This is a genomic window from Sorangium sp. So ce128 (genome assembly GCF_051525245.1).
Classification (GTDB): Bacteria; Myxococcota_A; Polyangia; order Polyangiales; family Polyangiaceae; genus Sorangium; species Sorangium cellulosum_B.
Window position 1 is genome coordinate 4583240 of record NZ_CP150313.1, and the last position, 13339, is coordinate 4596578.

Consider the following 13339-nt stretch of genomic DNA (forward strand, 5'->3'; position numbering starts at 1 on the left):
CCTAGAGCAGCGCGCCTCGCCAGGAAGAGGCTGCGCCTGGCGGGCCGTGCGCGCTCACCCGGGGCAGGCCGTGCGGATGTTGCTGCGCTGCGGCAGGTGCGCGCGAGAAACGAGGGCCTTCACAGCGGCGGCCGCCGCTCGCTCGCTCGCCAGGAGGCCCGCTGCGAGCCGCGCGCCCGCCGTGCGTCCGCCGCAAACGAACCCACCGAGCGGAGCGGGTTGCCAGTGCTCCTGGTGCTGACTAGTCTCCGCGCCCGCATGAAGCTCGCCCACACACTTCTCCAGACACCTCGCATCGTTGGCGTGGGCCTCGCGGTCTCGATCGTGGGCGGGCTCGGGGTCGTGGGCTGCTTCGTCGAGGGCGAGGGCCTCCCGCCGCCGGTCGAGGGGTTCTATTACCCGACGGGCCTGGCGGCGTCTCCCGGGGGACGGGTCCTCTACGTCGCGAACTCGGACTTCGATCTCCAGTACAACGGCGGCACGGTCCAGGCGCTGGATCTCCAGCGGCTGCGCAAGCGGGCGCTCACGCTCCAGTCGGAGCTCGCTCCCGGCGGGCAGGACGCCAGCGTGCGCGGTGCGTGCAATAACGTGGGGCTGGCGACAAACGCTGCGCCGTCGCTCTACCCGGGGCCGTGCGGGCCGCTCGATATCTCCGCCCTCGAGGGCGACGACGAGGTCGTCCGGAGCTCGGCCGTGATCGGCGCGTTCGCGTCCAACCTCCTCCTCGTGCACAGGCCGCTCAGCGGCGAGGGCGCCGACCCCGGCGCGGAGCGGCAGGCGCGCCTGTTCGTGCCCGTGCGCGGCGACCCCTCGGTGACCTTCTTCGACGTCGCCGACGATCGGTCCGACGACGCCGGCGCGCAGCGCTGCGAGGGCGATGCCTGCTTCCAGCTGGACTGCGGCGCGAGCGCGGCGGGCGGGCGCTGCAGCAGAGATCACCGCATCGGGGAGGACCCGGGCCAGGAGCTCATCCGGCGCAAGCTGCCGTTGGAGCCGTTCGGGATCGCCGCCGGCCCGGGCGGGACGAGCATCGTCGTGTCGCACCAGACGGAGAACGCCGCGAGCGTCATCGTGAACCGCTGGGAAGCGAACGAGCGGCCGCAGCTCGCGCACGTCCTCACGGATCTCGCCTTCGGGCCGACGGAGCTCGCGGCCGTGCCGCGCCCGAGCGTGCTCGGGGCGCTGCAGCAGAGCGGGTGGGCGATCGACGACCAGCCCCCGTTCGCGGTCACGTACCTCGCGGCGCCGGAGCTCGGCCTGCTCCGCTATCAGGACGCCGCTTCAGGCGGGGCGCCGCGCCTGCACGAGTCGACCCCGACGCCGATCACCGCGCTCGCGAGCGGCACCGACTCCCGCGGGATCGCGTTCGACGCGAACGAGCGGCAGGCGTGCGAGGACGGCTGCGCGGATGACGCAGACGTGATCGAGTGCCTCGAGCGGTGCGTGGAAATCCCGATCCCGGTGTACGTGGCGCATCGCGGTCCGAACTCGCTGCTCATCGGCGAGCTGACGACGACGCTGGTCAAGAAGGACTCGGACGTCCCCGCGGCGAAGCGGGCCTCGGTGTTCGACACGATCGCGTTCCACGACGCCGCCGTGCTCGGGGCCTACCCGTCTCGGATCGAGATCGGCGAGGTGATCGACCTGGAAGGCGTGCCTCGCCGCAGGGTCTTCGCGCTCGCGTTCGACACGGGGCTCGCGTTCTCCTACGACCCGGAAGCGCGCCGCCTCGACCCCCCCATCAAGACCGGGCGTGGACCGCAGGCGCTCGCGTTCGACACGGGTTCCACGTGCGGCGACGAGAAGGAGCGCTGCGAATGCGAGCAGGGCAGCGCCGGCTGCGAACCCTATTCCCTCATGTACATCGCGCATTTCACCGACTCGTACCTCGGCGTTGTCAACCTCGACATGCGCAAGACGAACACGTTCGGAACGATGATCCTCACGGTGGGCACGCCCGTCCCGCCCCGGGAGTCCCAATGAAGCTGCGCGCCGCGCTCCTCGCCTCCACCTCCGCCCTGGCGCTCGCCGGGTGCGCCGCGGAGGCCACGCCGGTCCCCGTCGAGGCCCTGGCGCAGTCCGGCCGCAGCGCCTTCGTCTGCCTCGCCATCGACCGGCCGGATCCCGACAAGCCGGGCGTGATGCGCTCGCTGCCGATCACGGACTGCTCGTACGGCACCGTCGAGTCGTCCACCGACTACGAGGTCGACGCCAAGAACGGGGGCAGGGCCACGCTCCCGCACCTCTACGGCCTCGTCACGCAGACCACGCACGGCGAGGTCGCGCTCGTCGACCTGACGACCGAGTCCTCGCTGATCGTCGATCGGGACACGGGCACGCCCGCCCCGAGCTTCCTCCCGGTCGGCGCGCAGCCGGTCGACATCGTCGCGACGCCGGGGGGGACGGCGTCGTTCGTCGCCGTCGCCGAGCCGGGGCGCGCGGGGATCTACGCGCTTCCGTCGGCGAAGGTGCTGCCGCGCGAAGGCTGCCCGGTCCCGTCGCTCAGCTCCTGGCCGGCCTGCTCGCTCCCCTCGGCGCCGGGCGAGATGGTGCTCCTCGCCGACCCGCCGGATACCAACGGCAACGTGCGGAGCTCGTGTGACGCCGGCCCCCCCCCGTACGACGTCGAGCCGACCAAGCCTGGCGACCCCGGCGCGTTCGTGGACGATGTCTGCTCCACCTCGAACGGGAGCCTCGCCATGGAGGGCGGCGGCCGGCAGAAGCTCCTCGTGACCCTGCCCGATCTTGGCGGCTTCGTCGTGATCGACGCGCAGAAGCTCCTCGAGCACGAGGACTACAAGGACGGCGGCTTCAAGGCGTGCGAGGTGGAGCGGTGGGTCCCTCTCCAGGTCGCGCTCCCGCCGGCCGTGCCGCCCGACGAGCCGCCGCCCGAGGAGGCGTCACCCGACGAGGTGTCGTGCTCTCAGCCGGCGGTCGCGGCCAGCCCGGAGCAAGCCTTCGACAAGGCCCGGCCCGCGGGGCTCGCGCTCTCCGGCGACCGGCTGTTCATCGCCGATCTCGACGCGCCGGTGATCCACGTCGTCGACCTCCCGACGCCCTGCGAGCCGCGCGAGCTGCCCTCGCTGCTGCCCGCGTCGACGCTCGACCCAGGGCGCGTCGTCACGACGAGGCGCCTCGCGGTGAGCCAGGCGTCGCCCCCCGAGTTCAACCGCTACCTCTACGCGGTCGACGCCGGCGACGGCAGCGTGATGGTCTTCGACATCAGCGACGACGCGTCCGGCCGGTCGCCGCTCTCTCGCGAGAATCCGGACTGGAACCCGTTCCAGCCGCCCGACCGCATCCGCCTGCCGGCGCCTGTCCGCGATCTCGCGATCGTGCAGCGCGAGGTCCCGAGGAGCCTCCCGGCGACGGGCGTGGTGCCGCGGGGGATCCGGTGCAGCCCCCTCCCGGAGCTCAGGACGTGCGACAGCAGCGTCACGTCGTGCGACCTCGAGACGCTGTACCGCACGTCGACCGATCGCGACTCCGGCGCCGGCCCGCTGAAGCTCCGGGGCACGTTCGCGTACATGGCGCTCACGAACGGGCAGGTCGCGATCGTCGACATCGACGACCTCGACGCGGCCTGCCGCGGACCCGAGCGCCGGAGCGTCCGCGCGGGCTGCGACGCGGACGCTTCGCCGAGCAGCCCGCTGCTCGAGACGAGCGGCGAGGCGTCCTGCAACGTCGTCCTCCCGCACGCTGTCCGCTCGGAGACCTACATCGTGGCGAGCGACGGCTCCGGCCAGCTCGAGCCCGGCGTGCAGGGCCTGCCGATCCTCTACGATCGCAACGGCGCGGTCGTGCCGCTCTCCGGGGAGAGCCCGAAGATGCGCGCCACGTTCCCGTCCGAGGGGGCCGCGCCTGACCTCGCGCTCGCGGTGGGGGTGCAGCGCGAGGCGATCGCGTCGAGCGACAGCGCTGAAAGCGAGCTCGACGAGCGGGGGCTCGTGCTGAGGTCCGGCGGGCCGCAGCACGCGCTGACGATGAACCTCGAGGACCCGCGGGTGCACATCGCCAACGAGACGTGGAACGTGACGTACGAGGGGGTGCTCACGTCGATCACCCGGGCCTCCGTGGCCTTCGACGAGAACCTCCACCTGAGGGGCACCGACGCCCGCTTTTGCCGCCGCGGCGTGCAGAGCCTGAACAGCGTGAAGGCGCAGCTGAAGGCCGCGGGCGTCCCGGAGGACGAGGACGGGACCCGCGCCGCGCAGCTCGCTGACTTCGCGCAGATCACGTCCGAGCTTCCGGACGAAGATGCCACCTACTGGAAGAGCGTCGACTCGGCCGTCTGCTCGTTCGACACCTGCAACGCGAAGTACGGCAGCGTCATCACGTCGCGCCCGGCGCTCCGCATCGTCGAGGCCTACGAGGACCACCTCGAGCTCGAGCCCAGGAATGAGGTCGAGTTCGCGGCGTGCTGCTTCGCCGGCTCGGTGCAGCTCGGCATCCGCGCCGGAGGCCAGTGGGTCGTCCGGAGCAACGGCGCCGGCTTCCTGCACCACGTGATCGCCGATCCTGCGGGCGGCTATTGCCGCAACTCGTGCGACACGCGCCTCTCGCGGTTCAACGGGCGCGTCGTCCATACGCCGCGCGACGGGCGCGTCACCGACGGTGATGTGGGTGCGTTCATCAACCCGATGTTCCGGTTCGCGGTCACGGGCGGCGTGCCCGAGCAGGACATGCAGTTCCGCTTCACCACCCAGGGGGCGTTCACGCCGCTCGCCCTGGACCTCGCGGACATCAGCAACACACCGGAGCTCCAGCCGCAGTCCATCCAGCTCGTTCCGGCCACGGGCCAGCTCGCCGTCACCGACGGCTCGGTCCAGGGCCTGTTCCTGCTGAGCTCACGCGACGTCGCCGTGACGCGCCGGTACCGCTGAGCCACCTGCCGGCCCCCGCGGCATTGCGGTTTCGGCGCCGATATTTCCACGAAAACAGCGGAACAAACGCGCGAATCCCGCGTAGACCTCACCGGCGGTCGAGACTAAGACGCCGGCGATGCAGCCGTCCGAGCAGCCTGCGGCCAGGAAGAAGCTGACCCCGGTGATGCGCCAGTACGAGGATGCGAAGGCGCTCCACCCCGACGCCATCCTCTTCTTCCGGATGGGCGACTTCTACGAGATGTTCAACGACGACGCGGTCCTCGTGTCGCGCGCGCTGAACCTGACGCTCACGAGCCGCAACAAGGGCGAGCCCGACGAATCCCCGATGGCCGGCGTCCCGCACCACGCGGCGCACGGGTACATCGCGCGGCTGCTCGCGCTCGGCCACAAGGTGGCGATCTGCGAGCAGTGCGGGGATCCGTCGAAGATCAAGGGGCTCGTGCCGCGGCAGGTCGTGCGCGTCGTCACGCCGGGGCTCGTCACCGAGACCGAGCAGCTCGACGCGCGCGCCAACCACTACCTGGCGGCGGTCGACGGCGGCGGCGTGCCCCGCGGCGACGCCCTCGGAGCGGGGGGCCCCTATGGCCTCTCGCTGCTGGATCTCTCCACCGGCGAGCTCTCGGCCACCTCGGTCCCGGACGCCACGACGCTGCTCGCGGAGCTCGCCCGGGCGGATCCGCGCGAGGCGCTCATCGCCCGGGATCTCCCGGACGTCCGCGCGGCGGCGGCCTCGCTCGCCTGCCGCGCGGCGCTGCGCGACGACGAGGAGCTCGACAGCGCGCAGGTCGCGTCGATCCTCGACGACGCTGCGATCGAGCCGATCTCGGCGGCGGCCCTGGCCGAGCACCCGCTCCCGGCGGTGCGCGCGGCGGCGCGGGCGCTGCGCTTCGCGCGCCGCTGCAGCCCCGGCGCGCGCATCCCGGTGCGCCGCATCGCCCCGCACGACACCTCGGGCACGCTGCGCATCGACGAGACGGCCCAGGCGCACCTGGAGCTCGTGCGCGCCGCGGACGGCGGCCGCCGCGGCACCCTGCTCGACGTCATCGACTGCACGGTCACCCCGGGCGGCGCCCGGCTCCTGCGCCGCCGCCTGCTCTCGCCGCTCGCCGACCTGGCCGGCATCCGCCGGCGCCTCGACGAGGTGGAGCTCTTCGTCTCGCACCCGCGCGCCCGCGGCGAGCTGCGGCAAGCGCTCGGCGGCGTCGGCGACCTCGAGCGCCTCAGCGTCCGCGCGCTCCTCGGCGAGGCCACGCCGCGCGACCTCGGCCTCCTGCGCGACGGCCTCACGGCGGCCCCGGCGGCGATCGCCGCGGTCCGGTCGATCCCCGACCTCGGCAAGGCGGCGGCGCGGAGCGACGACGGCGCCGCTGCGCGGGGCAAGGACGGCGCCGCTGCGCGGGGCGAGGAGGGCGCTGCGGCCGGATCGAGCTCCGAGCCGCTCCTCGCCGAGGCGGCGGCGCTGGATGTCGTCGCCGACGTGTGCGCCGAGCTCACCGCCGCGTTGATCGAGCGGCCGCCCCCGAACACGCGCGAGGGCGGCATCTTCCGTGAGGGGTACGACAAGGAGCTCGACGACGCGCGCGGCGTGGAGAAGAACGCGACGGAGCTCATCCTCGCGCTCGAGGCGAAGCTGCGCACGCAGACGGGCGCGCCCTCGCTCCGGGTCAAGTACACGCGCGTCTTCGGCTGGTACATCGAGGTGACGCGCGCGCACATCGCCAAGGTCCCGGCGACCTTCCGCCGCAAGCAGACCGTCGCGACCGGCGAGCGCTACACGAGCGACGAGCTCGACGAGCTCGCCGACAAGATCGAGCACGCCGGGGCGCGCGCGCTGGAGCGGGAGACCGCGCTCTTCGATCGGCTGCGGGCCCTCGTCGCGAAGAGCGAGGGCCGCCTCCGCGCGCTCGCGCGCAAGCTCGCGGCGTGGGACGTCGCCGCCGCCCTCGCCGACGTCGCCCACCGCAACGACTACGTGAGGCCGCACGTCACGGCGGGCGAGGCGCTCGCGATCCGCGACGGCCGCCACCCGGTGGTCGAGCGCTACGCGGCCGCGGGGCACTTCGTGCCGAACGACACGCGCCTCGATCTCTCGGGCGAGCGGCTCTGGCTGATCACGGGCCCCAACATGGCGGGCAAATCGACGCTCATGCGCCAGGTGGCGCTGATCGTGGTCCTCGCGCAGATGGGCAGCTACGTGCCGGCGCGCGAGGCGGAGATCGGCCTCGTCGATCGGATCCTCTCGCGGGTGGGCGCGAGCGACAACGTCGCGCGCGGCGAGAGCACGTTCATGGTGGAGATGCGGGAGACCGCCGAGATCCTCCGCGACGCGACGCGGAGATCGCTGGTGATCCTCGACGAGATCGGCCGCGGCACGAGCACGTACGACGGCCTCGCGATCGCGTGGGCCGTGGCGGAGCACCTGTTCGACGCGATCGGCTGCCGCGCCCTGTTCGCGACGCACTACCACGAGCTGACGGAGCTCTCCGCGCGCGCGCCGGGCATCGCGAACTACTCGGTCGCCGCGCGCGAGCACGGCGACGACGTCATCTTCCTCCACAAGCTCGAGGCGGGCCCCGCGAGCCGCAGCTACGGCGTGGCGGTCGCGCGGCTCGCGGGTGTCCCCGAGGGGGTGCTCGCGCGCGCCCGCGCGATCCTCGCGACGCTGGAGTCGGGCGCCGCGCTGCCGGGCGGCAAGCACACCTCCCTCCGCGGCCGCACGCGCGGCGGCGCCGCGCAGCTCGACCTGTTCGCCCCCGCGCAGGCCGCGGTGCCGCCGGAGCAGTCGGCCGTCATCGAGACCCTGCGCGCCGTGGACGTCGATCGGCTCGCGCCGCTCGACGCGCTGCGGCTCGTGGCCAAGCTGAAGGGGCTCCTCGGCGGCGGCTGACCGCGGCGGCTCAGTCCGGCGGCGCGATCTCGCGGAGCTCGGTGCCGCCCGCGTACCCGTAGCTCACGAACGAGTCGAACCCCGTCACGAGCAGCCCAACGGGCGCGGAGGCCGTGAGCCAGTGCACGCCGTCGCGCTGCATCCCGGGCAGCACGTTGTCCGGCGCCTGCCGCGCCGGATCGATCGCCGCGAAGCTCAGCTGGCAGCGGTAGACGACGAACGACGGCGCGCCGCCCCCGCGCTGCTCGTCCGTGAGCCCGTCCGCGGGCGCGATCTCGCACTCGTCCGGCCCGAGCGTCGCGTCGTCGAGCCGCACGACGGCCGACCGCGGCGCGACCACGGAGATGAAGTCGAACGCGTACTTGTCCGGCGTCAGGAACACGTAGTCCGGCCGGAACTGCTCGATGGGCGGCAGGATGATGAGGCTCGGGTCTCCGCCTGGCAGCCCCTGCTTGACCCCCGTCGCGTTCTGGCTGGCCATGATCTGCGACACGATGACCGGCTCGGAGCTCTCGATCATGAAGTCGCCCCACGCCGTCACCTCGCGGAACTCGCCCAGCGCCGACAGCGTGATCCGATCGTCCGGCGGCGGCAGGGTCGTCTCGATCTCGGCGCCCTTGCCGCTGGCCGCCACGATCCTGACGTACTCCGGCTCGGGCACGGCCTCGATCCGCGCGCCGGCCTCCTTGACGGTCAGCGACCGGCTCGGCGTATGCGGCACCGCGAACCGCTTGCCGGCGGTCCGGGTCGGATCGAGCTGGTCCTCCAGGTGGTCGGCGCAGCAGCGGCGATCCGCGAGCACGTCGAAGTGCGGCGCGTCCGAGGCCTCGCTCCCGGTGAAGACCGCGATCGGCTGATCGGCCTTCACGATCGATCCGGTGAAGTCCGCGTTGAACCCGCCGCTCTCCAGGTTGAGCACGTCGAACGCGCCGAGCTTGACCTCGATCGACCCGCCCTCCGGCGTCTCCGGGACGGGCCCGCCCCCGACGACCCTCGCCGTCGTCGTCACCTGCACGGTCGTCCCTTCGCGCGTCCCGACGATGGTCAGGAACGCCCGAAGGTCGATCGGGTTCTGCGGATCGAAGTTCGTGTCCGGATCGTCCGTGACCGCGATGGTCTGCGGCCACCCTGTGACGACGTACGCCGTCGCCATCGCGCCCGGGCTGTACGTCAGCGCCTCGCGCGGCTTCAGCAGCGAGGCGTCGTTGGAGAACACGTTGGCGTTCTCCAGCGGGTTGAACTGGTAGGCGACGATGGGGAACTTCGACTTGATCTTGTAAGCGTGCCGCGTGAGCGCCGTGTGCGTGCCCGTGTTGTACTCGCCCTCCGGGCTGCCATCGACCTCGCGCGGCCCGAGCTTGAACACCTGGAGATAGAGCGGCGCGATGAGCGCGCTCGCGATCTCCACCGGGGCGGGCTCGTCGCCCGGCGCGCCGTCGTCCTGGAAGATGTGGATCTCGTTCGGCAGGTCCGGCTGCGGGTTCGAGACCACCACCGCGAACTGCTGCGCCGCCGCGTTTCCGGTCGCGTCGATCCGCGCGTTGTCCAGATCGACCGCCCAGTACTCGCACCCCACGTTGCTCCGCTCGAGCTCCGCGACGGCGCAGAGCTGCTGGCAGCTCCCGCTCCGGCACGCCTCGCCGGCCTCCGTGTCGCACGTGTCGATCACGCGGCCGAAGCTGCCGTCCGCGTCGCAGACGACGACGTCCTGCTCGCGGCACGAGCGCGCAGCGGGCACGCATGGCCGGCAGCCGAGCTCGGGAGACGCGCACACGCGCCCTTGAGCGGCGCAGTCGTCGAGCGTCACCCAGGCCAGCCCTGCGCCGGTCTCCTCGCAGCGCGCGAGCTCCGCCCCGCAGCGCACGTCGCCGGCCGTGCAGAGCGGTGGCTCCTCCGGCCGCTCACCCCACCGCGTGCCGCTGTCGAAGCAGCTCGGCGCGAGCCCGAGCCCCGCGGCGACGGCGACGAGGGCGGCGGCTGCAGCGTGCCGCGATCGGGCGCGGCGTCCTGGCTTCCGTGCGCGCGTCGGCCTGCGCGCTCGCGTCGGGGGGGGCGGGGCGCTCATCACAGGTGCGCGTTGAAGCTGTCGAGGGAGTAGGCCGCCATCCCTGCCGGCTTGAGCTGCCGGTAGACGAGCTTGCCGTAATCGAAGCCGTCGATCCGCGCCCCGTACACCCCGATCGTGAGCGGCCCCGGCGGCAGCGCGCCGTGCTCGATCCCGAGCTGCCGGAGGTCCGGCACCTCGACGGCGTGCGACCCTGCCGGCACGGCCACCGTCCACCGGATGAGGCCGTTTCCGCTCGCGATGTCGTAGACGCTGAGATCGACGGGCGCGCCCGCGCCGAACGAGGTCGCGAGGTGGGACCCATCCCAGGCGCTGTTCTGCGCGGGCGCCTCGAGCGTCGGCACCCCCACGAAGTCGCCGATGCGCACGGGCTCGCTCGTGCTGGTCGAGAGGACCCGCCCGACGACGGACAGCGGCGCGAGCCCGGCCTGGCCGGTCACCGCGCGCGCGGACGAGTGGTAGCTCGCGCCGAGCAGGTCGCGGGCGAGCGGCGGCACGCCCACGAACGTCAGCCCCCCGTCGAACGGAATCAGCGGGCTCTGTGCGCCGATCGGGAGCGTCGCGAACCCGTCGTTGCCGATCATCAGCGACACGTTCGCCTGGATCCGATCCGGCCCCTTCGGCCCCTTCGCCGGCGCCCTGACGTCCATCGAGAGGGCGTGGTCGAGCGGCTGATTGATCCGCACGAACACCTCCCTCGTCCACTCGTTCGGGAGCACGGGGATCCCGCGGACCACGCCCATGGCGTACGCGGTGAACCGCGGCGGGGTTGTCGAGCGATCCTCGAGGCCCGCCAGCGCGTAGATCGTGCGGTTGCCGGGCGCGACGTACATCGTGAACCCGTGCCCGAGCTCGCCCGACGTCTCCGGCGTGAGCGCCTGGAACTCGGACGGCAGCCTGAAGGTCGCGAGCGGATCGGCGCCCGTCGTGAACAGGTACGCCGCCTTTCGCTCTGTCTCGCGGCGCGGGCTCGGGATGTTGCCCCACGTGACGCTCCCGGGGTCCAGCGACGTGTCCCAGACGAGCTCGCCCTCGATCGCGCCCGCGCTGCCGACCTTGCCGCCGACCGGCGGGGGTGGATCGCCGGACGCGCCGCACGCGGGGGTGAGCACTGGATCCAGGTAGACGGTCACCGTGTCGACCGGCACGTCGACGAACGAGATCGGGCTATGGCACGTCGCGGCCACGGTGACGGTGCGCGGCGAATCGAGCGACGCGTCCTCGATCACCGCGACGCCGGACGCGTCGACCTCGATCGGGGAGGTCGTGTCGGTGCCGACGACGACGCTCGCTCCCGGGATCGGATCACCCGTGAAGTTGTTGTAGACGAGCACCTTCAGCCGTCCGGCGAGCGGCGCGCCGCTGAGCCCGCCCTTGTAGCCGTTCTCGCTGTCCTCGTAGGTGTAGCCGTCCAGCACGAGGATCCTCTCGCCGCCGGTCGTCACCGAGATCGTCTTCGCGCCCGGCGTGCCCTGGGGCACCGTGCACAGGAGCCGCGTTGGCTCCTGGACGGCGAGCGACGTGCACGGCTTCTGATCGATCTTCGCGACCGTCGTCTCGTTCCAGCGCGTGCCCTGGCCGACGAGCTCGATGGTCGTCCCGCCGGAGATCGGCCCGCTCGACGGGGACGCATAGAGCGCGTCGTACACGTAGCCGCCCGGCAGCGTTCGCCGGGTCGACGTGTCATCGCCGTTCTGCACGGCGAGCTCCACCGGGCCCGCCGCGCCCGGCGGCGCCGCCACCTGGACCCGGCTGGGATCGATGGGCACGATCGCGGACGGATCGACCTCGACGTCGCCGAACCAGACGCGGACCTGGGAGCTGAAGCCGTTGCCGTGGAGCAGGACGCGCTGGCCTCCGTTGAACGGCCCGTGCGTCGGGTCCGCGCCGAGCAGCGCGTGCGGATCGCCGCCGGGCAGCCCTGCGCCGGCGGACGATGACGTCGACGTTGTCTGCGGGTCCACGCCGAAATCGCCGCCATCGCCGTCGGTCTGCCGGCGGATGCCCTCAGGCGCCGAGGCGATGCAGGCAGAGACGATCGCGAGCCCTGCGCAGACCGAAGCGAAGCGTGCGGTAAGAAAGCCTCGTGATGCGGTTCGCACGAGGCGAGTGTACGCCATCGCGGATGCCGGGCCACGGCGCGCCAGGGGGCGTGGCCCGGCGTTCCCGTGCTCCGCGCCGCGTGGTCCCATCGGCGCAGCTGACGCAACGAAGGCAACTGCGCGGGCAATTGCGCGGGTAACTGCGCGGATAACTGCGCGCGTAACTGCGCGGATGGCTGCGCGGACAACCGCGCGGAGACACACGCAAACACACGGAAATTGTGCACGCCGAGGTGGCGGCTTCATCGCTTGACAAGCGAGGCGCCTCGGGGTAGCAAACCGCCCCCCTTCTTGCGGTCTCGTGACGAGGGGGACAGCGGAGGCCGAATCCTCGCCTTCGCTGCCGCAGAACCGAATCCACACGCTCTCCTGGCACCCACGGCATTCCGCGGCCCGGTGCCCCAGCAGCACGGACGCTCCTGTCCGCGCATGGGGTTGGTCGCGGGAGGGGGAGCGGCGGACCAACCGAAAGGGCACTGCCGTGACCGATACCAGCTTCTCCGCATCCGTCCCCGCGGCCGACACCATGCAGGCCGCCGCCCCCCAGCCGGGGGATTTCCCGCTTCCGCTCCGCTCGCTGCTCGACGCGGGCGTGCACTTCGGCCACCAGACGAAGCGCTGGAACCCGAAGATGCGGCCGTTCATCTACGGCGCGCGCAACGGCATCCACATCATCGATCTCGATCAGACGACGCGGCTCTTCAAGCGCGCGTACGACTTCCTGACCGACGCCGTCGGCCGCGGGGGCCACGTGCTGTTCGTCGGCACGAAGCGCCAGGCGCAGGACATCGTGCAGGAGGAGGCCCGCCGGTCGGGCATGTACTTCGTCACGAACCGCTGGCTCGGCGGCACCCTGACGAACTTCCGGACGATCAAGCAGGGCCTCGATCGCCTGCGCACCCTCGAGCGCATGAAGGAGGACGGCACCTACGAGCAGCTGCTCAAGAAGGAGGTCGTCCGCCTCGAGAAGGAGCGCGAGCGGCTCGAGAAGTACCTGGGCGGCCTCAAGGGGATGGGCGGCCTTCCGGCCGCGATCTTCGTGATCGATCCGCACCAGGAGTCGATCGCGATCAGCGAGGCGCGCAAGCTGAACGTCCCGGTCGTGGCCATCACGGACACGAACTGCGACCCGGATCTCGTCGACTTCGTCATCCCTGGCAACGACGATGCCATCCGCTCGATCCGGCTGATCACCGCCCGCGTCGCGGACGCGTGCGTCGAGGGCGCGCAGCGCCGCAAGGATCACGGCGAGGGCGGGCAGCAGGCGGCGGGCGGCGGTCGCGGCCAGCGCGACGAGATCAACGTCTACCAGGGCGGCCGCGGCGGCCGCGGCGGCGGTCCGCGCCAGCAGCAGGCGTCGTAGCGCGGCGCGAGCCGCAACGGAGCGGCCCAGCGCTCG

General features: G+C 72.4%; 6 protein-coding genes. 4 read left to right on the top strand and 2 right to left on the bottom strand.

Annotation, left to right across the window (positions count from 1 at the left end):
- Nucleotides 1-258 precede the first annotated feature (258 nt).
- The 3 genes from WME82_RS17515 (at nt 259) to mutS (ending at nt 7773) form a co-directional block, all read left to right on the top strand.
- Complete coding sequence (locus WME82_RS17515) at nt 259-1983, top strand: hypothetical protein (protein ID WP_438043752.1); 1725 nt, start codon at nt 259-261, stop codon at nt 1981-1983.
- Complete coding sequence (locus tag WME82_RS17520; RefSeq protein ID WP_438043753.1) at nt 1980-4883, top strand: hypothetical protein; 2904 nt, start codon at nt 1980-1982, stop codon at nt 4881-4883. Before WME82_RS17515 ends, WME82_RS17520 begins: the two co-directional genes overlap by 4 nt.
- A 118-nt stretch (nt 4884-5001) precedes the next feature.
- Entirely contained in the window at nt 5002-7773 is a 2772-nt protein-coding gene (gene mutS / locus WME82_RS17525) for a DNA mismatch repair protein MutS (protein WP_438043754.1), read from the top strand.
- Between the two features lie 10 nt (nt 7774-7783).
- Here mutS and WME82_RS17530 read toward each other — a convergent pair whose 3' ends face one another.
- Nucleotides 7784-9838, bottom strand: coding sequence for an IgGFc-binding protein (locus WME82_RS17530; RefSeq protein WP_438043755.1), 2055 nt, complete (start codon nt 9836-9838; stop codon nt 7784-7786).
- A complete protein-coding gene (locus WME82_RS17535) occupies nt 9838-11940 on the bottom strand; it encodes an IPT/TIG domain-containing protein (protein ID WP_438043756.1) in 2103 nt (700 codons plus the stop codon). The genes WME82_RS17530 and WME82_RS17535 overlap by 1 nt, the downstream gene beginning before the upstream one ends.
- Nucleotides 11941-12466: 526 nt before the next feature.
- On the opposite strand from WME82_RS17535, the gene rpsB reads away from it, so the two are divergent.
- A complete protein-coding gene (gene rpsB, locus WME82_RS17540; protein ID WP_437719550.1) occupies nt 12467-13303 on the top strand; it encodes a 30S ribosomal protein S2 in 837 nt (278 codons plus the stop codon).
- Nucleotides 13304-13339: the final 36 nt, after the last annotated feature.